14 protein-coding genes are annotated in these 20,575 nt (G+C 67.2%); 9 read left to right on the forward strand and 5 right to left on the reverse strand.

Going from position 1 to position 20,575, the window contains the following annotated elements:
- Window positions 1–45: 45 nt before the first annotated feature.
- Together Q7I88_RS04470 and Q7I88_RS04475 are read right to left on the reverse strand one after the other, a co-directional pair.
- Window positions 46–2,373 carry a DNA translocase FtsK gene (locus Q7I88_RS04470; protein ID WP_305097836.1) on the reverse strand — a complete coding sequence of 776 codons (2,328 nt, stop codon included), beginning with the start codon at window positions 2,371–2,373 and terminating at the stop codon, window positions 46–48.
- Window positions 2,374–2,419: 46 nt separating this feature from the next.
- Window positions 2,420–2,977, reverse strand: a complete 558-nt coding sequence (locus tag Q7I88_RS04475) for a thiamine phosphate synthase (protein WP_305097837.1) — start codon at window positions 2,975–2,977, stop codon at window positions 2,420–2,422.
- On the opposite strand from Q7I88_RS04475, the gene Q7I88_RS04480 reads away from it, so the two are divergent.
- Together Q7I88_RS04480 and Q7I88_RS04485 are read left to right on the forward strand one after the other, a co-directional pair.
- Window positions 2,976–3,653: a YggS family pyridoxal phosphate-dependent enzyme gene (locus Q7I88_RS04480; protein ID WP_305097838.1), complete on the forward strand. Its 678-nt coding sequence runs from the start codon at window positions 2,976–2,978 to the stop codon at window positions 3,651–3,653. The genes Q7I88_RS04475 and Q7I88_RS04480 overlap by 2 nt on opposite strands.
- A gap of 129 nt (window positions 3,654–3,782) precedes the next feature.
- Window positions 3,783–6,386, forward strand: coding sequence for a G8 domain-containing protein (locus Q7I88_RS04485; protein WP_305097839.1), 2,604 nt, complete (start codon window positions 3,783–3,785; stop codon window positions 6,384–6,386).
- A 73-nt stretch (window positions 6,387–6,459) separates the two neighbouring features.
- Here Q7I88_RS04485 and Q7I88_RS04490 read toward each other — a convergent pair whose 3' ends face one another.
- Together Q7I88_RS04490 and Q7I88_RS04495 are read right to left on the reverse strand one after the other, a co-directional pair.
- Window positions 6,460–7,500: a rod shape-determining protein gene (locus Q7I88_RS04490; protein WP_305097840.1), complete on the reverse strand. Its 1,041-nt coding sequence runs from the start codon at window positions 7,498–7,500 to the stop codon at window positions 6,460–6,462.
- Window positions 7,501–7,746: 246 nt separating this feature from the next.
- On the reverse strand, window positions 7,747–10,503 hold the full coding sequence (locus Q7I88_RS04495; RefSeq protein WP_305097841.1) for a [protein-PII] uridylyltransferase: 2,757 nt from the start codon (window positions 10,501–10,503) through the stop codon (window positions 7,747–7,749).
- Between the two features lie 104 nt (window positions 10,504–10,607).
- Between Q7I88_RS04495 and lgt the strand changes: the two genes are divergently transcribed.
- Genes lgt through Q7I88_RS04510 form a run of 3 tightly spaced genes read left to right on the forward strand, consistent with a single transcriptional unit; the run spans window position 10,608 to window position 13,836 of the window.
- Window positions 10,608–11,513, forward strand: coding sequence for a prolipoprotein diacylglyceryl transferase (lgt, locus tag Q7I88_RS04500; protein ID WP_305097842.1), 906 nt, complete (start codon window positions 10,608–10,610; stop codon window positions 11,511–11,513).
- On the forward strand, window positions 11,513–12,562 hold the full coding sequence (locus tag Q7I88_RS04505; RefSeq protein ID WP_305097843.1) for a class I SAM-dependent methyltransferase: 1,050 nt from the start codon (window positions 11,513–11,515) through the stop codon (window positions 12,560–12,562). Before lgt ends, Q7I88_RS04505 begins: the two co-directional genes overlap by 1 nt.
- 5 nt (window positions 12,563–12,567) lie before the next feature.
- Entirely contained in the window at window positions 12,568–13,836 is a 1,269-nt protein-coding gene (locus Q7I88_RS04510) for an MFS transporter (RefSeq protein WP_305097844.1), read from the forward strand.
- Here the strand turns inward: Q7I88_RS04510 and Q7I88_RS04515 are convergent.
- Complete coding sequence (locus Q7I88_RS04515) at window positions 13,833–15,344, reverse strand: sensor histidine kinase (RefSeq protein ID WP_305097845.1); 1,512 nt, start codon at window positions 15,342–15,344, stop codon at window positions 13,833–13,835. The genes Q7I88_RS04510 and Q7I88_RS04515 overlap by 4 nt on opposite strands.
- Before the next feature lie 149 nt (window positions 15,345–15,493).
- On the opposite strand from Q7I88_RS04515, the gene Q7I88_RS04520 reads away from it, so the two are divergent.
- The 4 genes from Q7I88_RS04520 to Q7I88_RS04535 all read left to right on the forward strand — a co-directional run bounded on the left by Q7I88_RS04520 (window position 15,494) and on the right by Q7I88_RS04535 (window position 20,527).
- Entirely contained in the window at window positions 15,494–16,654 is a 1,161-nt protein-coding gene (locus tag Q7I88_RS04520; RefSeq protein WP_305097846.1) for an isovaleryl-CoA dehydrogenase, read from the forward strand.
- 112 nt (window positions 16,655–16,766) lie between these two features.
- Entirely contained in the window at window positions 16,767–17,777 is a 1,011-nt protein-coding gene (locus Q7I88_RS04525; RefSeq protein WP_305097847.1) for an alpha/beta hydrolase, read from the forward strand.
- Window positions 17,777–18,847 carry an alpha/beta hydrolase gene (locus Q7I88_RS04530; RefSeq protein ID WP_305097848.1) on the forward strand — a complete coding sequence of 357 codons (1,071 nt, stop codon included), beginning with the start codon at window positions 17,777–17,779 and terminating at the stop codon, window positions 18,845–18,847. The genes Q7I88_RS04525 and Q7I88_RS04530 overlap by 1 nt, the downstream gene beginning before the upstream one ends.
- A 78-nt stretch (window positions 18,848–18,925) precedes the next feature.
- A complete protein-coding gene (locus Q7I88_RS04535; RefSeq protein ID WP_305097849.1) occupies window positions 18,926–20,527 on the forward strand; it encodes a carboxyl transferase domain-containing protein in 1,602 nt (533 codons plus the stop codon).
- The last annotated feature ends 48 nt before the right edge of the window (window positions 20,528–20,575 follow it).

Raw genomic sequence — 20,575 nt, forward strand, 5'->3', positions numbered from 1 at the left:
ATTCTGCGGGGGGAAATTGTTGCGTTCGGGGTTCGAAGCCGCGCCCTAGAGTGGGTTGCCGTCGCGGTCGCGGTAGATGTCGCGGCGGCCGACGTGGTTGGCCGGTCCGACGATGCCGTCCTCCTCCATGCGCTCGATCAGTTTTGCAGCGGTGTTGTAGCCGACGCCGAGCTGGCGCTGGAGCCATGAACCCGATGCCTTCTGGTTCTCCCATACGATCTGGCAGGCCTGGCGGTAGCGGCGCTCCTCCGGATTGTCGGAGGCGGTGAATTCGTCCTCGAACGCGAACCCGCCGTCCTCGGGCTCTTCGGTGACTGAGTCGACGTATTCCGGCGCGCCCTGGCCGCGCCAGTGTTGGGCCACCTGTTCGACTTCCTCGTCGGACACGAAGGGTCCGTGGACGCGGGTCAGCGCGCCGCTCGACGGCTTGTAGAGCATGTCGCCCTTGCCGAGCAGCTGCTCGGCGCCCTGCTCGCCCAGGATCGTGCGGCTGTCGATCCGGCTGGTGACGTTGAAGCTGATGCGCGTCGGCAGGTTCGCCTTGATGACGCCGGTGATGACGTCGACCGAGGGACGCTGCGTCGCCATGATCAGATGGATGCCGGCGGCGCGCGATTTCTGGCTCAGGCGCTGGATCAGCACCTCGATTTCCTTGCCGACGGTGACCATGAGGTCGGCCAGTTCGTCGACGATCAGCACGATCTGCGGCAGCACCTCGTAGTCGAGCTGCTCTTCCTCGTAGATCTCGTCGCCGGTCTCGGGGTCGAAGCCGGTCTGCACCCGGCGTCCGAGCGGCTTGCCCTTGGCGATCGCCGCCTTCACGCGCTCGTTGAACCCGCCGATGTTGCGCGCACCGATGTCGCTCATCATGCGGTAGCGCTTCTCCATCTCCTCGACCGCCCACTTGAGCGCGCGGACCGACTTGTGCGGCTCGGTCACCACGGGCGAGAGGAGGTGCGGGATGTCGTCGTAAGACTTGAGTTCGAGAACCTTGGGATCGACCAGGATCAGCCGGCACTCGTTGGGCGTGAAGCGGTACAGCAGGCTGAGCAGGATCGTGTTGAGTCCGACCGACTTGCCCGAGCCTGTGGTCCCGGCAACCAGCAGGTGGGGCATGGCGGCGAGGTCGGCGACGATCGGTTCGCCGGCGATGTCCTTGCCGAGGATGATCGGCAGCGCGCCTTTGTGGTGCTGGAAGGCCTCGGAGGCGGCGAGCTCCTTGAAGCTGACCATCTGCCGGTCGGCGTTGGGAAGCTCGATGCCCATCACGGTCTTGCCCGGGATCGGGCTGACGCGGGCGCTGATCGCGCTCATGTTGCGGGCGATATCCTCGGCCAGGCCGACCACCCGGCTGGCCTTGATGCCCGGCGCCGGCTCCAGTTCGTACATCGTCACCACCGGGCCCGTGCGCACCGCGGTGATTTCGCCCTTGACGTTGAAATCGTCGAGCACGGTTTCGAGCAGGCGGGCGTTACGTTCGAGCGCGAGCTTGTCGAGCTTCTTGCCCTTGTCGGGGGGCGGGTCGGCGAGGAGGTCGAGACTGGGCAGCTCGTAGGCGGCGAACAGGTCTCTCTGGGTGCCCTTCTTGCCCGGCGTGGCGGGCTTGGCCGCGCTGCGCGGATCGGTGATCTCGGGCGGTTTGCGGGCGGCCGCCTCGACCGTTGGATCAGGCCGCGGCTCGCGCGCCGGACGGTCCTTCTTCTGCGGCTTGAACGGGTTTTCGCTTCGCGGCAGCGCGGGCATGCGGCGCAGCGCTTGCGGCAAGGCCAACAGCTTCGCCCAGTCGAAAGCGAAGACCCGGCCGACGAGAAACGCACCGATCCCGAGCGAGGCCAGACCGGCGCCGAGGATGGTCCAGAACCGCCCTGCCTCGGGCATGCGGGCCGCGACCGCCTCGATCGCACCCGCCCCGAGCAGGCCGGTCAGGCCGCCGTAGCCGGCCGGGCGATCCCATTTCTGCGCGTCGGTCATTAGCGCCAGCACCGTGCCGAGAAGCGCCATGCCGAGCAGCAGCATGATCACCGCGCGCCACCAGCGGAACCCGTGCGGCGTCTCTTCCTGCTCGGCATCGCTCCACAGCTTGCGCGCGAAGACATAGGCCAACGGCACCAGCAGGTAGGCGAGCAGGCCGAAGCCGAGGTAGGCCATGTCCGCCGCCCAGGCCCCGGCGCGGCCCATCCAGTTGGCCACAGGGCCTGCCGCAGCGGTGGAGAAGGAGGGGTCGGTTTGCTCGTAGGAGAACAGCGCGAGCAGCAGGAAGGCGGTGAAGGCGTAGAGCAGCACGCTGCCGGTTACCTGCAGCGCGCGCGCCGCCGCCCGCCGAAACGCCGCGCGCCAGTCGACCGGCTCTGCCTTTGCTGCCCGTGTGGCCATGCTTCGATCCCTTCCCGGTCAAGAATCGCAGACCGAGGACTCGGGGTCAAGAAAGTCCGTCGATGGCGGCCCAGCCGGGCCAGGCGAGGCGGCGCGCGGTGTCCGGCGTCATGCCTCCGAGAGCGATCACCGGCATTTGCGCCTGCGCGGCGAGCAGCCGGAAGCGCGCCGGGCCGAGCGCCACCGCGCCCGGGTGCGAGCGCGTCGCGAAAGCGGGCGAGAGCAGCAGGGCGTCGGCGCCGATGCGGTTGGCCTGGCCGATCTCGGCCATGTCGTGGGCGGTGGCCAGCGTGAGCAGATCGCGCCTGGGATAGAGCGCACGCGGCGCGCCGTAAGCGCCGTCGGCACCCCATTCGAGCGCGGTCATGGTGCTGTCGGCGAGGATCAGCACATGCCCGCGCGACCGGGCTGCGCGAGCCAGCGCATGCCACCGTGCGACCCGCTCGGCGGGGGCCAGGTGATAGTGGCGGTAGATGAAGCCGGAACCGCGCGGCAGGCGCTCCAGCGCCGCCTCCAGGCGGGCGTCGTTGCGGGCGTCGGAGAGCAGCCACAGGGCGGGGAGGTACTGGCGCGCGGGCATCGCTGCGCTATAGCGCCGGCCCATGGCCGAAACCCATACCCAATCCGCAGCCGCCCGCCTTGCCGCCGTCGAAGAGCGCATCGCTCATGCCTGCAAGTTCGCCGGGCGCGGGCGGGACGAGGTGACGCTGGTCGCGATCAGCAAAACGCACGACGAGGCGTCAATCGCGCGCTTGATCGAAGCGGGACAGCGGGTGTTCGGCGAGAACCGCGTGCAGGAAACGCAGGCCAAGTGGCCGGCGCTGCGCGAGCGCTATTCCCGCGTGGAACTGCACCTCGTGGGCACGCTGCAATCGAACAAGGCCGAGGACGCCGTGGCGCTGTTCGACTGCATCCACTCGCTCGACCGCCCGAGCCTGGTGAAGGCTCTGGGCAAGGCGATGGACAAGACCGGGCGGCAGGTGCCCTGTTTCATCCAGGTCGATATCGGCGAGGAAGAGCAAAAGGGCGGCTGCGCGATCGCCGAGGTGCCCGGACTGCTCGAACAGGCGCGCGGCGCCGATATCCCGGTGGTCGGCCTGATGTGCGTTCCCCCGCTGGGGATCGAGCCGGCCCCGTTCTTCGCCCTGCTCGACAAGCTGGCGCGCGACAATGGCCTGGAGGGCCGCTCTATGGGCATGAGCGGCGACTACGAGACCGCGATCATGCTCGGCGCGACGCATGTGCGGGTGGGCACGGCGCTGTTCGGAGCGCGGGACTGACCGCGGCCGGCGGCGCCGTGGTTGCGAAACGGCAACCGTATCGTTCCTTGCCAAACCGATTTGACGGATGCAAAATCCCGGCAAATATCGGTGCGGGACAACAAAGTCCCGCCGGAGGGGATTATCGTCATGCGCATGCTGTCTCGCCTGTCCTTGCTGTCCTGGCTGCTTCCCGTGTCGGCGTTGCTCGGCCTGGGCGCCGCCGCCCAGGCGCAGGACGGACACGCCCACGCGGAGACGCCGGCCGACTCGGCGCCGACGCCGGCCAGGGAGCGGCTGTGGTCCGATCCGGCCGCCTGGCCTGAAGGAAAGGTGCCGCGCGAAGGGGATGCGGTGACGATCGGCCGGGACATGAACGTCGTCCTCGACGTCGCCCCTCCGGCGCTGCGCAGCCTGACGATCGACGGGACGCTTAGCTTCGCGGACACGCGCGACATCGAGCTGACGACGGAGTGGATCTACCTGCGGCGGGGCACGCTGCAGATTGGCAGCGAAGCCAAGCCCTATACCCACAAGGCGACGATCACGCTGACCGACACCGTCCCCGACGAAGACATCAACACCATGGGGGATCGCGGCATCCTCAACATGGGCGGCACGCTCGAGCTGCACGGCGACCGGACGAATGCGTGGACCAAGCTGGCGGGCACTGCCGAGGCCGGCAGCACCCGGATCGAGGTCCTCGATGCCTCCGGCTGGCGCAAGGGCGACGAGATCGTCCTCGCCTCCACCGACTTCAATCCCCGCCAGGCCGAGCGCCGCCATATCGCCGCCATCAGCGGCAACCGGCTGACGCTCGATCGCCCGCTCGACTACATGCACTACGGGAAGATTACCTACGGCGTCGACGAGCGCGGCGAAGTCGGGCTGCTGACCCGCAACATCAAGGTCCAGGCGTCGGACGACGCGGAGAAATCCTATTTCGGCGGGCACATCATGGCGATGGCCGGCGGGAAGATGCACGTTTCCGGGGTCGAGCTCTATCGCATGGGCCAGAACATGCACCTCGCCCGCTATCCCATTCACTGGCACATCATCGGCGAAGGCGCCGGCCAGTACATCCAGAACTCGGCGATTCACGACACCTACAGCCGCTGCGTGACGGTGCACGGAACGAACAACGTCCGGGTCGAAAACAATGTCACCTTCAACACCGTCGGCCACTGTTTCTTCCTCGAGGATGCCGTGGAGACGGGTAACCAGTTTATCCGCAACTTGGCGATTCAGACCAAGTGCCATCCCGACGACAAGCCCTGCGTGCCGACCAACCTGGTCCTCGCGCACCAGTCCACCGAGGGTCAGAAGGCCAAGGACATCCTGATCCCGTCGGACAACACGGCCTCCTCGTTCTGGATCACCAATCCCGACAACATCTACCGCGACAACGTGGCCGCCGGGTCCGACGAGATCGGCTTCTGGTACGCCTTGCCGACGCACCCCACGGGGGCTTTCCTTGAAAAGGAAGGCAGCGACAAGATCTGGCCCGGCCGGACCAAAGTGCGCGAGTTCAGCGGCAACGTCGCCCATTCCAATTTCGACGGCATGGTCCTCGACCGCGGTCAGGCGCCCGACGGCACGTTCGGCATCGCCGGCCCCAACTTGACCAGCTACGCCGATCCGACCGATCCCAAGAGCGGGCTGGTGGTGTCGGAATTCGACAACTTCACCGGCTACAAGAATCGCAACGGCGCGATATGGGGCCGCGGCGAATACCATCTCTACAAGGGCCTGAAGCTGGCCGACAATGCGATCGGCTTCACCCATGCCTCGGGCATTCCCGGCATCGCGCCCTACACCTCGCGCGTGGTCGATTCGTTGTTCGTGGGGGAGAGCGACAATATCGGCAACCCGCGGACTCCCGAGGAGATTGCCTATGGCCGCAGCCTGCCGTCGGCCTCGGCGGATTTTCCGATCCGCGGGTACGAGTATTACGATTTCCACCACGAACTCGAAAACACGACCTTCGTGAACTTCGAGCCCAACCAGCTGCGCGATGCGGGGGCGATATCCTATCTGCTGTTCACCAGCTTCGGCATGAGCACCGACAACACGGTCAAGGGTCTCAAGTTCGTCAATGCCCAGCCGGTCAGCTTCCCGCCGATCCAGAAGCGCTGGGCCTCGGACTACGGCCGCAGCGCTGCTTACAAGAGCGCGGCGTTCCACGATCTCGATGGATCGGTTGGGGGAATCCCCGGCGCTACCATCGTCATCGACAACGGCATCGCCTCCGATGAGGACGTTTGCGAGATCAAGGCGAGCTGGAACGCGGCGGTATGCAAGGGCGACATGGGTCGGTTCAGCATCGCCGGCGACTTCAGCGGCTTCCAGACCGGCCCGATCACCGATCCCATCATCCTGCAGCGCAACGGCCGGCGGTTCGAATACGTCGGCGAAACCACGATCGGCAGCGGTGCCGAAGTGCGGGTCGAGACGGCTCGCGACACGCTGTCGCTGGCGCTGACCGAAATGGACGACGGCTCGTCGGTGATTCTCGAGTTTCCCGGGTTCACCGCCGCCACCGGAGCGGTGGAGCAACCGAGCCTCGAGGCGCTGCGCAAAGCCGGCGAGACCTCGTACTTCAAGGACGGCGACACGCTCTGGGCCAAGCTGGTGGTCGACAATTCCGCCGGACTGACGGTTTCGCCAGGGAGCAATGCGCCCCCCGGGCTCGCCGCCCGCGCCTTGCCGGTGGGAGCCCGGCTCGACGTGAGCAAGGAAGGCCTCGGCGGCTGACCGGGCGCGAGCCCCGGCGCTGCCGGGTGGCTCGCTCCTTTCGCAGTGTCCGTCCTCGCTGCGCCGTCCGCGGTCAGGCCGCGTGCAGCACGCCCCGGTACGGCATTTCCTCGAGCGCTCGCCCGGCTCCCCGGGCGACGCACATCAGCGGATCGTCGGCAATGGTCACCGGCAGGCCGGTGGCTTCGGAAATCACCGTGTCGATCCCTTCGAGCAGCGCGCCGCCCCCGGTCATGACGATACCGCCCTCGATGATGTCGGCGGCGATTTCCGGGGCGGTCGCCTCGAGCGCCTGACGCACGGTCTCGACGATCTGGCCGACGGTCTCGCGCAAGGCCTCGACGATCTCCTCCTGATCGATCTGGGTTTCGGTCGGCACCCCGCGAACCACGTCGCGGCCGCGAATGGCAAGCTTCTTCGCTTCGCCCCTGATCGTCGCGGCGCCGATTTCGAGCTTGATCCGCTCGGCGGTCGCTTCGCCGATGATCAGGTTGTGGTTGCGCCGCACCCAGCCGGAGATCGCCTCGTCCATCTGGTCGCCGCCGATGCGGGTCGAGAGGGTCACGGCGAGTCCGCCGACCGAGAGCACGCCGACTTCGGTCGAGCCGCCGCCGATGTCGACGACCATCGAACCGAACGGTTCGGTCACCGGCAGACCGGCGCCGATCGCCGCGGCCATGGCCTCGTCGATCAGCGAAACCTGGCGCGCCCCGGCATTGCTCGCGGCATCGCGGATCGCGCGGCGCTCGACGGTGGTCGAATTGGCCGGCACGCAGAGCACGATCTCGGGGCTGCCGCGCAGCCGCACCCCGGCATTCTGCTTGGCCTTGGCGATGAAGTGCCGGATCATTTCCTCGGCCACTTCGAGATCGGCGATGACCCCGTGGCGCAGCGGACGGATGGTCACGACGTTATCGGGCGTCCGCCCGAGCATCAGCTTGGCGTCCTCGCCCACCGCGCGCACCCGGCGCACGCCCTGAATCGTCTCGAGCGTGACGACCGAAGGTTCGGCCAGCACAATGCCATGGCCCTTGAGATAAACGACAGTGTTGGCCGTTCCGAGGTCGATCGCCAGATCGGCCGCCCGGAACGGGAAAAAACCCATGAATGACATCGTGCTGATTCGTCCTTCCCCTGGCGCTCGTGCGCCCGGGGGCGTTCGGCGCGCGAACCTGTCGCCTATATTAACGGTGTAGAAACCATGCTGGCTAAGCGACGTGCGGTGCGGCGAAATCGTTGAAGCGAGCGGGCGGCTTTAAACAACGCGGCGATTGGGCAACAATGGCCCGGTTCTCAAGCGGCGAGGCGATGGGACAACAAACACTCCGCCCTCAAGCAGCGAAACGGTAGGGGCGTCCAACTAAGCCGCTTCGCTCTCGCGCTGGCGCTCGTCGCTCGCCGCGTCCAGCAGCGCCGCCTCGATGCCCTTGAGGCGGTCGGTGGTCGTCACCTTTCCGCCGAGCAGGTCGGTGACGTAGAAGGTGTCGGCGGCGCGTTCGCCATAGTTGGTGATGTGCGCCGAATTGACCATCAGCTTGCTCTCGAACAGCGCCCGGGCGAGGCGGTTGAGCAGCGCCGGGCGGTCGCGCGCCGAGACCTCGATCACGGTGAAGCGGCCCGAAGCCTTGTTGTCGAAGCTGACCCACGGGCGGACCTCGAAGCTGTTCGCCCGGCTGCGCGCGAGCGGCCGCTTGGCCAGCTGCGGGACCAGCTCGATCTTCCCGGCCAGCGCGTCCTCGATCGACTTGCGCAGCCGGTCGAGCTGGCCCTGTTCCTTGAACGGCTTGCCGAGCGGGTCCTGGACCAGGAAATTGTCGACCGCCTTGCCGGCGCGGTTGGTGTGGATCCGCGCGTCGATGATGTTGCCGCCGGCGAGATGGATCGCCCCGGCGACGCGGAAGAACAGGCCCGGATGGTCGTCGCCGATCACCGTCACCAGCGTCGCCCCGCGCGCGGCGTAGTATTCGGTGTGGATCGACAGCTTGTGTTCGCGCTCCTTGGCGGCGCCGTAATGCACCAGGTTGAGGGCGATGATGTCTTCGGGCTCGGCGATCCAGTAGGCATCGTCGAAGCGGCTCGCCAGCTCGTCGATCAGCCCCGCCTTGTCGCCGAGCAGGTCGGCAACCCGGTGCTTCTTCGCCGCCACGCGCTCGGCTCGTCCGTGCCGCTTGTGGCCGAGGCGCAGCTGCTCGAGGGCGAGCTCGTAGAGATTGCCGAGCAGCTGTCGCTTCCACGAGTTCCAGATGCCGGGCCCGACGGCGCGGATGTCGACCACCGTGAGCACCAGCAATTGCCGCAACCGCTCGACGCTTTCGACCTGAGCGACGAAGTCGAGGATCGTCTTGGGATCGGCGAGGTCGCGCTTGAACGCGGTGGAGCTCATCAGCAGGTGCCAGCGGACCAGCCAGCTGACCAGCTCGGTCTCCTTGTCGTCGAGCCCCAGACGCGGGCACAGCTCGAGCGCGACCTCGGCCCCCAGCACCGAGTGGTCGCCGCCGCGGCCCTTGGCGATGTCGTGCAGCAGCGTGGCGACGTAGAGCACCCTGCGGCTGGCCAGTTCCGGAATGATCTCGGTCGACAGCGGATGGTCATCCCGGTGCTTGCCCTGCTCTATAGCCGCCAGCAGGCCGATCGCCCGGATGGTGTGCTCGTCGACCGTGTAGTGGTGGTACATGTCGAACTGCATCTGCGCGCCGACCTTGCCGAAGTCGGGTACGAAACGGCCGAAAACCCCGGCCTCGTTCATCCACCTGAGCACCGTTTCCGGATCGTTGCGTCCGGTCAGCAGCTTGAGAAACAGCTCGTTGGCACGCGGGTCGTGGCGGACGTCGTGATCGATGCACTTCACGTCGCGGGTCGCCATGCGCATCGATTCGGAGTGGATTTCGAGCGAGTGCTCCTCGGCGAGCTGGAAAATCTCGATGAGCCGCACCGGATCCTTGACGAACCAGTCGTCGGAAGGCGCGGCGATGCGGCCGCCGAACACGCGATAGCCCTTGAGCGTGCGCGACTTCTGGCGAAAGCCGGCGAGCAGGCCGCGGGCGCGCCGCTTGCTGGCCATTTGCTCGTCGATGTGGGCGAGGAACACCCCGGTCAGGCTGCCGACCTGGCGCGCCTGGAGGAAATAGTACTGCATGAAGCGCTCGACCGCGCTCTTGCCCGGACGGTCGGCGAAGTTCATCCGCCGCGCCACCTCGCGCTGCAGGTCGAAGGTCAGCCGGTCCTCGGCGCGCCGGGTGATGGTATGCAGGTGGCAGCGCACCGCCAGCAGGAACCCTTCGGCGCGGCGGAAGGTGCGGTATTCGCGCTGCGTGAACAGCCCCGCGTCGACCAGCTCTGCGGCGCTCTGCACCCGGTGCAGGTACTTGCCGATCCAATACAGCGTCTGCAGGTCGCGCAGGCCGCCCTTGCCGTCCTTGACGTTGGGCTCGACGACGTAGCGGCTGTCGCCCATGCGCTTGTGCCGCTCGTCGCGCTCGGCCAGCTTCTCTCTGACGAACTGCGCCTCGCTGCCGGGCACGACATCCTTCCAGAAGCGCTGCACGGCCGCATCGTAGAGCTCCTGGTCGCCCCACAGGTAGCGCCCCTCGAGCAGCGCGGTGCGAATGGTCAGGTCGCTCTTGGCCATGCGCACCATCTCGTCGAGCGAGCGGCTCGAATGGCCGACCTTCAGGCCGAGGTCCCACAGGTAGTAGAGCAGCGCCTCGATAACCTGCTCGCACCAGGCCGTGGCCTTGGCGGGGGTGATAAAGGCGATGTCGATGTCCGAATGCGGCGCCATTTCGCCGCGCCCGTAGCCGCCGACGGCGATCAGCGTCAGGCGCTCGCCCGACGTGCGATTGGCCGCGGGGTAGACGTCGCTGGTCACGTGGTCGTGCATGACCCGGATCAGCTGGTCGATGAGGAACGACTGGCTGTGCGCCACTTCGTGCCCGGCGCTGGGATGCTCGGCCAGGCGGCGGGCCACTTCGGCCCGGCCGTCGTCCAGCGCACCGCGCAGCAGCTCGACGACCTGGGGGCGCGCATCCGGCATGCCGCGGTCGGACACCGCCGCCGCAACCGCCTCGGCGAGTGCGCGGCGGTCGACGATGGCCCGCTGGTTGGGGATGGAACTCATGGCAGTGACATAGAGAATGCCGCGGCGCATGCAATGCGAGCCACCCTTTCGCGCTCCGCCGGCATGTGGCAAGGGGCCTGCGAACCGCGGGATTTCCAGGATATATGCTCGACATTCTTGCCGTCACCGCCAGCGACCCGATCCACTGGGCCGACCTCGGCCTGCGTCCCGGCATCCCGCTCGGCTTCTTCACGCTGCGGTTCTATTCGCTGGCCTATCTCGCCGGCCTGCTGCTGGCCTACTGGCACGTTTCGAAGATGATCAAGGCGCCCGGGGCGCCGATGGCGCAGCGCCATGTCGACGACCTGTTCTTCTACTGCACGCTGGGCGTTATCCTCGGCGGACGGCTCGGTTATGCGCTGTTCTATACCGGCGGCGAGACCGACAAGCCGAGCCTGTTCACGCATTTCACGCCCACCGAGACGATCAGCTGGGACCTGCTGCGGCTGTGGGACGGGGGGATGAGCTTCCACGGCGGCGTGATCGGCGTGCTCCTCGCCATCGCCTGGGTCTCTGTCCGCAACAAGCTCTCCTTCATCCGCGTTGCCGATTACATCTCGGTCAACGTCGGCTTCGGGATGTTCTTCGGCCGTATCGCCAACTTCATCAACGGCGAGCTGTGGGGCCGCCCGGTCGAAAGCGACGTGCCGTGGGCGATGGTGTTCCCGGGCGGCGGACCGGTCGCGCGCCATCCCAGCCAGCTCTACGAAGCCCTGCTCGAAGGGGCGCTGGTCGCGGCCATCATGGTGCCGCTGTTCTGGAAGACTCGGGCGCGTTTTCGCCCCGGCATCCTCGTCGGCACTTTCACTGCGCTGATCGCCAGCGCGCGCTTCGTCGTCGAGTTTTTCCGCCAGCCCGATGAGCAGCTGACCGATTTCGCCATGCGCACGGGCCTCAGCATGGGTCAGTGGCTGTCGATCCCGCTGATTCTCGCCAGCATCGCGGTTATCGTCTGGGCGCTGCGCCGTCCGCCGCTCGCTTCGGGAGCGGGGAGCGCGGCAGCCAGGTGATGAACGAGCAGCCGCTCGCAGACATTTTCCGCCGGTTGATTGCCGCGACGGGCCCGATAAGCCTGACGCAATACATGGCCGAGGCGAATGCCCGGTACTATACGAGCGCCGACCCCCTCGGCGAGGGCGGAGATTTCGTCACGGCGCCCGAAATCAGCCAGATGTTCGGCGAGCTGATCGGACTGTGGCTTGCCGACATGTGGATCCGCGCCGGACGCGAATGGCCGGTGATGTACGTCGAACTGGGTCCTGGGCGCGGCACGTTGGCGCGCGATGCGCTCAGGGCGATGAGGCGCTATGGCCTCGATCCCGAGGTGCATTTCGTCGAGACCTCGACCCCGCTCAAGGAACTGCAGCTCGAGGCGGTGCCGCACGCGCAGTTCCATGACGATTTGTCGCGAGTGCCGATGGACGGACCGATGCTGCTGGTCGGCAACGAATTCCTCGATGCGCTGCCGATCCGGCAGCTGCTCAGGACGCCCGCCGGCTGGCGCGAAATGGTGGTCGTGCCCGACGGTGAGAAATTTGCCTGCATCCCCGGCCCCCGGCCGATGGACGCCGCCGTGCCCGAGCTGCGCCGGGATCTGCCCGAGGGCACGCTGCTCGAAACCTGCCCGGCGGCTGCGGCGATCGTCTACGAGATTGCCGGGCGGCTGGTGCAGCAGGGCGGCGCGGCCTTGCTGATCGACTATGGTCATGCCGAGGAGCGCACGGGTTCGACCTTCCAGGCGGTGCGGCGGCACCGGAAGGCCGACCCTTTCGCCAAACCGGGGCAGGCCGATCTGACCGCGCACGTCGATTTCCACGCCCTCGCCCGGGTGGCGGAATCGCGCGAGGCGCGCTGGCTCGGCACGGCCACGCAGGGCGACTGGCTCAAGGCGCTCGGCATCGAAGGGCGCGCCGAAGCGCTCGGCGAATACGCCCCGCAACACCGCGACGCGCTCCATTCGGCCATGCACCGCCTGATAGACCCGGACCAGATGGGCGAGCTGTTCAAGGTCATGGGCCTCGCCGCCCCCGGCTGGCCCGAGCCGGTCGGGTTCGGCTAACCCGGATGCCCGCCGGCCACCGTGTTTCGCGGACTTCGCTTGCCGTGGCGGCGTTCTCGACCGTGGTCGAATGGTACGACTTCACGCTTTACCTCTACTTCTCGACGGTGCTGGCGCGGGTGTTCTTCGGTGGCGGCGAGGGGGCGCTGGTCACCGCGCTGATGGGCTTCGCGCTGGCCTACCTGATGCGTCCGGTCGGGGCGGCGGCGTTCGGGCACATCGGCGACCGTTACGGACGGCGGCCGATGCTGCTGATCTCGATGGCGATCATGTCGCTGGCCATGCTCGGCACCGCGCTGCTGCCGACCTACGGCCAGGTCGGGATCGCGGCGGCCTGGCTGCTCTTCGCCCTGCGCTGCGTGATGGGGTTCTCGGTCGGCGGCGAATACACCGGGGTCATCGCCTATCTGCTCGAAGGCGCGGACCCGCGCCGACGCGGCCTGGTCGCGTCGCTCGCCGCCGCTTCGAGCGAGATCGGCGCGCTCCTCGCGGTCGGTGTGTCCGCTCTGACCGTCAGCCTGACCAGCGAGGATCAGCTGGCGAGCTGGGGCTGGCGCGTGCCGTTCTTCGTCGGCGCGGCATTGGCCGGCGGGGTGTGGTTCGCGCGCCAGTCGATGGAGGAATCGCCCGAATGGGCCGCGCTGCACAAGGCCGACGCGCTCCATGCCAACCCGCTCGGCCACGCGGTCACCCGGCAGAAAGCGGCACTGCTGCGCGCTTTCGCAATCTCGGCGCTCGGTTCGATCACCTATTACGTCGGCATCAGCTATGTGCCCGCCTTTCTCGACACGACCGGCACGCTGGGCGAGGAGCGCGTGCTGTGGCTCTCGACCGCCGCAGCGGTGGCGGTCATCCTCGTCACTCCGCTCGTCGGGCTCCTGTCGGACCGTTTCGGACGCAAGCCCGCGCTGGTGGTCATCGCCTTGCTCAGCGCGGTCCTGCCGATATCGCTGTTCACGTTGATGGCCGGCGGCACCGCCAGCGAGGCGCTGGGCGGGGCGCTGGTCCTGGCGCTGGTCGCGGGGGGTATGAGCGCGATCGGAGCAATCGCTTGCGGAGAGCAGTTCGGCGAGGCCAGCCGGGCCAGCGGACTGGGGCTCGGCTATACGCTGGCGACCGCGTTGTTCGGCGGTCTGACCCCGTGGCTGGCGCAGCTGCTGGTCGAACGGACCGGCGCGCCGCAAGTGCCCGGGATCATGATCGCAATGGTCGCGGTGGCCGCGCTACCGGTGTTCCTGACCATGCGCGAGACCGCGCCCGGCCGCCTGCGCTAGGCGCCTATCGCCTGCTTCGAGACCTGGAGTTCGACGACGAGCCCGCCCGGCTCGAAACGGCGCTGCCACGAACCGCCGAGCTGCCCGGTCACGCTCATTTCGACGAGGCGCGAGCCGAAACCATCGGCCGGCTCCTCGTCGGGTGTGCTGCCGCCGTGTTCGGTCCAAGTCAGCAGCAGCATGTCGGCGTCGTCGCGCACGGCGAGGTCGACGTGGCCGCCAGCGGCCGCCAGCGCACCGTACTTCGCCGAATTGGTCGCCAGCTCGTGGAACACCAGCGCCAGCGGCGTCGCCGCGCGGCTGGCGATCGCGCAGTCGTCACCGCTGATCCGGACGCGGCCGCCGTCGCCGCTGCCGTAAGGGGCGAACAGTTCCCCCAGCAGGCCGAGCAGGTTGTCGCGTTCGGCACCGTCTGTGGGGCGGACGAAATCATGCGCGCGGCCGAGCGCGCGGATGGTCTGCGTCAGGCTATCGGCAAAGGGCTTGTGTTCGGGCTGCGAGCGGACCGAGAGACTGACCAGTCCGGCAATCACAGCGAAGATGTTCTTGATACGGTGCGACAGCTCCTTGGCCAGGAGATCGCGGCTTTCCGAGAGGCGGCGCGTCTCGTCAATGTCGGTCATGGTGCCGAACCACTGCACCACCTTGCCGTCGCCGCCGATCATCGGCACCGCCCGCGTGAGCATCCAGCGGTATTCGCCGTCGAAGCGCCGAAGCCGGTTTTCGTATTCGAAAGGCTTCGCGTCGGCGATCGATTGCTCCCACGCCGCAATCATCGGTGCGTAATCGTCGGGGTGGACGAAGACCGCGCCGCCCTGGCTCAGGTCGCCGAGCGGCGCGCCGGTGAATTCGAACCACCGGCGGTTGAAGTAATTGGGCCTGCCCTCGGGGCCGGCCGACCAGGCGATGTCGGGGATCGAATCCGCCATCGCCTTGAGACGGGCGTCGCTCCGCTCGAGTTCGCGCGCCGACCTCAGGTCCGCCCGCCGCGCCCTCAGCCGCCGCATGACCGCAGCGGTGAGCACGGTCAGGCCCTGCCGCTGCAGCGCGGTCAACCCGTCCTTGCGCGGCACGGAGTCGATGACGCAGAGTGAGCCGAGCGGTGCGCCCTCCTCGGACACCAGCGGCATCCCGGCGTAAAAGCGAATGTGGGGCGGCCCGGTCACCAGCGGATTGTCCGCAAAGCGTGCGTCCGCCGTCGCGTCCGGGACCACCATCCCTTCGGCGAGGAGCATGGCGTAGGCGCAGAAAGACATTTCGCGCGGCGTCTCGCTGGCGTCCAGCCCGGCGCGGGCGAGGAAGCGCTGGCGCTCTTCCTCGACCAGGCTGACCAGCGCGATAGGGGCATCGCACAGCCGCGCGGCGAATTCGGCAATCGCACCGAGTTCCGGGTCGTCTTGCAGCGAATCGAGACCATAGCTCGCGAGCAGGCGCTCGCGGTCCGCCTCGGGAGGGGTGCGCGGCGCGAGGGGAGCCGCTTGGGCCCGGGATTCGGTTTCAATTTTCAATAATTTGCCTCGGATTGGCTGCTAGAGTAATTTTTCGCCCGGCAAAAGAGGCTAGTCGGTCCAGGCCGCGCGCCAAAGTGCTTACACCCGAAACCGGTTTGCGCGGGCGACAGGGCGCGGCTATGCGCCCGGCTGAAGAGGATATTCCCATGCGCGCCACTCCCGACTTCGATTTTGCCCTCGGCGAGAATGCCGAGATGATCCGCGAGACTGTCGCTCGCTTTGCCGACGAGCAGATAGCACCGCTGGCCGAGGCGATCGATCGCGAGGATCGCTTTCCCGAGCCTCTGTGGCAGGCGATGGGTGAACTGGGCCTGCACGGCATCACCGTGCCCGAGGCGGACGGGGGTCTCGGTCTCGGCTACCTCGAACATGTCGTCGCCATCGAGGAGGTCAGCCGGGCGAGCGCTTCGGTCGGGCTCAGTTACGGGGCCCATTCGAACTTGTGCGTCAATCAAATCGCCCGCTGGGGCACGACCGAACAGAAGGCCAAGTACCTGCCCGGGCTGATCAGCGGCGAACACGTCGGTGCGCTGGCGATGAGCGAGCCGGGTGCCGGATCGGACGTCGTCTCGATGAAATTGAAAGCCGAAGCCGTGCAGGGCGGCTATGTGCTCAACGGGACCAAGTTCTGGATCACCAACGGCCACATTGCCGATACCCTGGTGGTCTACGCAAAGACCGATCCGGCCGCGGGCAGCAAGGGGATCACCGCCTTTCTGATCGAGAAGGACTTTGAGGGTTTCGCTCCGGGCCAGAAGATCGACAAGCTCGGCATGCGCGGCAGCCCGACCAGCGAGCTGGTGTTCGACGACTGCCACGTGCCCGAAGACAACGTGCTCGGCGAAGTCGGGCAGGGGGTAAAGGTGTTGATGAGCGGGCTCGACTACGAGCGCGCGGTGCTCGCCGGGGTCCAGCTCGGCATCATGCAGGCCTGCCTCGACACCGTGATTCCCTATGTCCGCGAGCGGCATCAGTTCGGCAAGGCGATCGGCCACTTCCAGCTGATGCAGGCCAAGGTCGCCGACATGTACGTCGCGCTGCAATCGGCCCGCGCCTACACCTATGCAGTGGCCCGCGCCTGCGATGCCGGCAAGACCACCCGGTTCGACGCCGCCGGCGCGATCCTGCTCGCGTCGGAGAACGCCTTCCGCGTCGCCGGCGAGGCGATTCAGGCGCTCGGCGGGGCCGGTTACACGACCGACTGGCCGGTCGAACGCTATTTGCGCGATGCGAAATTGCTCGACATCGGCGCGGGGACCAACGAGATTCGGCGGATGCTGATCGGTCGGGAACTGATCGGGCTCTAGTCTGCGGGTCGCCGGGAGCAGAGCCCGTTCCCAACGCGCGACACTTAGTTACTCGACAATGCCGCCGCGACCGGTGACACTGCCCGCCTGATTCCTTGGGAGGGGCAACCGGATGAAATTTCTGCTCACCGCTCTGGCCGCGGGCCTGGCGCTCGCCGCTGCACCCGCCGCCGCGCAAGACATGGCGCGGCTCAGCTGGCAGACGATGCACAGCAAGGCGATGGAAGGGAACCTCGAGGGCAACAGCGCCGACCGCACCGTCCTGGTCGTCACCCCGCCGGGCTACGACGAGCATCCGAACAAGCGCTATCCGGTGGTCTACTTCCTCCACGGCTACTGGGCGACGCCGCAGATGTACGAGGACATGGCCAAGTTCGAGGAGGCGGTGCAGGGCGCCGCGGCGGACGGCAGCGAGGTCATCCTCGTCATGCCCGACGGCTATTCCAAGCTGAAGGGCGGGTTCTACTCGAACTCGCCGACGGTCGGGAACTACCAGGATTTCGTCGGCAAGGATCTCGTCGCCTGGGTCGACAAGACCTACCGCACGATACCCACGCGCGCGGGCCGCGGCCTGTCGGGGCATTCGATGGGTGGCTACGGCACGCTGCGGCTCGGCATGACCTATCCCGAGACCTTCGACAGTCTGTTTGTAATGAGCGCCTGCTGCCTGGCGCCGATGACCGTCACCCCCGAGGCATTGCAGAAGGCGGCGGCGATGACGGACGAAGATGCTGCCAAGGCGGATTTCGGCGGGCTGGCCGGGGTTTCCACCCTGGCGGCCTGGGCGCCCGATCCGCACAATCCCCCACTCTACATAGACACTTCGATGACCGACGACGGCAAGGTCGATCCGCTGGTCAATGCCGAGCTGACGGCCAATGCGATGCTCGCCTGGGTGCCCTCGCACATCCCGGCGCTGAAGAGCTTCGATGCCATCGCACTCGACATCGGAACCAAGGACTTCTTGCTCGCCCAGAACCAGCAGCTGCACGACCAGTTGACCCATTTCGGCGTCGAGCACTCATGGACCAATTACGACGGCGACCACGGTAACCGCATCGCCGCGCGGATTCGCAGCGAACTGCTGCCGTTCTTCGCCAAACACTTGGAGAAAGCCCACTGATGCGCATTCTGGTCGCCACCCTCGCCCTCGCCGCTGCCGCCGCGGTTCCCGCCCTCGGCCAGGAGGGCGGCGCGCCCGCCGGCCGTCCCGCGTTTGTCAACATCACCGCGCCGGCGCCGACGATTCCCGACGGCATCACGGTCGAAAGCCCCAAGGTCCATGGCAAGTCGCTCGAAGGCAACCTCGAAGGCAATAGCGCCGACCGCGAGGTCATGGTCGTACTGCCGCCGAGCTACGGCAAGGAGCCGGGGCGGCGCTACCCGGTGGTCTACTATCTTCACGGCTTCGCCATCGATGGGCGCAACTTCTACAACTTCATGAAGGTGCCCGAGGCAGTCGCGGCCAATGCCGAGCAGGGTAACGAGTTCATCGTGGTCGTGCCTGACACGCTGACCAAGATGGGCGGCTCGATGTATTCGAACTCCGTGACGACCGGCAACTTCCGCGAGTTCGTCGCCAAGGACCTCGTCGCCTACATCGACAGCCATTATCGCACGATCGCCAGCAAGGACGGGCGCGGGCTCGCCGGGCATTCAATGGGCGGCTATGGCACCTGGGTCACCGCGATGACCTATCCCGGCGTGTTCGATTCGATCTGGGCGCAGAGCGCCTGCTGCGTGAGCCCGCGCGACGAGACGGTCGAAAGCGCCAAGGCGATGGGAGACGTGCCGATCGCCGGGGTCGACCAGTCCGGCTTCGGCATGCGCGCCGGCCTCGCCTCGATGACCGCGTGGAGCCCCAACCCCAAGAACCCGCAGTTCTACGCCGACTTCCCGCTCGGGGCCGACGGCAAGGTCGACGCGCTCGTCATCGCCAAGTGGGCGAACAATTCGCCGCTGGCGATGGTGCCGAGCCGTATCGATGCCTTGAAGAGCTACGACGCGATCGGTTCCGACGTCGGCACCAAGGACGGCCTGGTTCGCGACGACACCATGATACACGAGGAACTCGACGATTTCGGTATCGAGCACACGTTCCTGACCTACGAAGGCACCCACGTCGACAAGATCGCCGAGCGCTTCAAGGACGTCGTCCTTCCGTTCATGGCCAAGCACCTGCAGATGAAGTGAGCGCATCGCGGCTTGGCCTTCCCGCTCTCGGCGTCTAGTCACGCCTGAAACCGGATATTTGGGAAGGACAGGGCCGCGGTGAGCGCACCCACACTCGACAGCAAGCTCGACCTCGATAGCCCCGAAGCCAAGGCCCGCGCGGCGCACAACCGTGCCCTGGCCGAGGAATTGCGGGCCAAAGTGGCCGAAGCGGCGCTAGGCGGCAGCGAGAAGTCGCGCGAACGCCACGTTTCACGCGGCAAGCTTCTGCCGCGCGAGCGGGTCGAGCGCCTGCTCGATCCCGGCTCGCCGTTCCTCGAGATCGGCCAGCTCGCCGCCAACGGGATGTACGAGGGCGACGTCGCCGGCGCCTCGATGATCGCCGGCATCGGCCGCGTCTCGGGCCGCCAGGTGATGATCGCCGCCAACGATGCGACGGTGAAGGGTGGCAGCTACTACCCGATGACGGTCAAGAAGCACCTGCGCGCGCAGGAGATCGCTTGGCAGAACCGGCTGCCGTGCATCTACCTCGTCGACAGCGGCGGGGCCAACCTGCCCTATCAGGCCGAGGTCTTCCCCGACCGCGACCATTTCGGCCGCATTTTCTACAACCAGGCGCAGATGAGCGCCGATCGCATTCCGCAGATCGCCTGCGTGATGGGCAGCTGCACCGCCGGCGGCGCCTACGTCCCGGCGATGAGCGACGAGAGCGTGATCGTACGCGAACAGGGCACGATCTTCCTCGCCGGACCGCCCCTGGTGAAGGCTGCGACGGGCGAGGAGATCAGCGCCGAGGACCTCGGCGGCGGCGACCTCCACGCGAAGAAATCGGGCGTGGTCGACCACCTCGCCGAGAACGACGAGCACGCGCTGACCATCGTGCGCGACATCGTCAGTCACCTCGGGGCGAACGAGGGGGCGAGCCTCGACTTGCGCGAGCCGCGCCCGCCGAAGTTCGACGCCGAGGAGCTCTATGCGATCGTGCCCGAGGACGTGCGCGCGCCTTACGACGTGCACGAGGTCATCGCCCGGCTGGTCGATGGATCCGAGTTCCACGAGTTCAAGGCGCATCACGGCTCGACGCTGGTGTGCGGCTTCGCGCATGTCTGGGGCATGCCGGTGGCGATCCTCGCCAACAACGGCGTGCTGTTTTCCGAAAGCGCGCAGAAGGGCGCGCACTTCATCGAACTCGCCTGCCAGCGCGGCATTCCGCTGCTGTTCCTGCAGAACATCTCGGGCTTCATGGTCGGCGGCAAGTACGAGGCGGAAGGCATCGCCAAGCACGGGGCCAAGCTGGTCACCGCGGTCGCCACGGCGCAGGTGCCCAAGATCACCGTGGTGATCGGAGGCAGCTTCGGCGCCGGCAACTACGGCATGTGCGGCCGCGCCTATTCCCCGCGCTTCCTGTTCACCTGGCCCAATGCGCGCATCAGCGTGATGGGCGGCGAGCAAGCCGCGAGCGTGCTTGCCACCGTCCACCGCGACGCAGAGACATGGTCGAAAGAGGAAGAGGAAGCGTTCAAGGCCCCGATCCGCGAGACTTACGAGCGCGAGGGCAACCCGTACTACGCCACCGCCCGCCTGTGGGATGACGGGGTGATCGACCCTGTTCAGACCCGCGACGTGCTCGGCCTCGCGCTGGCCGCGACGCTCGAAGCGCCGATCCCCGCGCAGCCGAAGTTCGGCGTGTTCCGGATGTAGCCCGGCCTTCCCCGTTTTTATCGCCGCAAAGGCTTTCCGAAGGCGGCC

This window comes from Croceibacterium aestuarii, from assembly GCF_030657335.1.
In the GTDB taxonomy this organism is placed as follows: Bacteria; Pseudomonadota; Alphaproteobacteria; order Sphingomonadales; family Sphingomonadaceae; genus Croceibacterium_B; species Croceibacterium_B aestuarii.

Bases quoted from the DNA above. Each gene is read 5' to 3' on its own strand.
- lgt (WP_305097842.1), top strand. From the start codon at position 10,608: ATGCTCGACATTCTTGCCGTCACCGCCAGCGACCCGATCCACTGGGCC.
- Q7I88_RS04495 (WP_305097841.1), bottom strand. From the start codon at position 10,503: ATGAGTTCCATCCCCAACCAGCGGGCCATCGTCGACCGCCGCGCACTC.
- Q7I88_RS04510 (WP_305097844.1), top strand. From the start codon at position 12,568: ATGCCCGCCGGCCACCGTGTTTCGCGGACTTCGCTTGCCGTGGCGGCG.
- Q7I88_RS04490 (WP_305097840.1), bottom strand. From the start codon at position 7,500: ATGTCATTCATGGGTTTTTTCCCGTTCCGGGCGGCCGATCTGGCGATC.
- Q7I88_RS04470 (WP_305097836.1), bottom strand. From the start codon at position 2,373: ATGGCCACACGGGCAGCAAAGGCAGAGCCGGTCGACTGGCGCGCGGCG.
- Q7I88_RS04505 (WP_305097843.1), top strand. From the start codon at position 11,513: ATGAACGAGCAGCCGCTCGCAGACATTTTCCGCCGGTTGATTGCCGCG.
- Q7I88_RS04525 (WP_305097847.1), top strand. From the start codon at position 16,767: ATGAAATTTCTGCTCACCGCTCTGGCCGCGGGCCTGGCGCTCGCCGCT.
- Q7I88_RS04480 (WP_305097838.1), top strand. From the start codon at position 2,976: ATGGCCGAAACCCATACCCAATCCGCAGCCGCCCGCCTTGCCGCCGTC.
- Q7I88_RS04530 (WP_305097848.1), top strand. From the start codon at position 17,777: ATGCGCATTCTGGTCGCCACCCTCGCCCTCGCCGCTGCCGCCGCGGTT.
- Q7I88_RS04485 (WP_305097839.1), top strand. From the start codon at position 3,783: ATGCGCATGCTGTCTCGCCTGTCCTTGCTGTCCTGGCTGCTTCCCGTG.
- Q7I88_RS04520 (WP_305097846.1), top strand. From the start codon at position 15,494: ATGCGCGCCACTCCCGACTTCGATTTTGCCCTCGGCGAGAATGCCGAG.
- Q7I88_RS04475 (WP_305097837.1), bottom strand. From the start codon at position 2,977: ATGGGCCGGCGCTATAGCGCAGCGATGCCCGCGCGCCAGTACCTCCCC.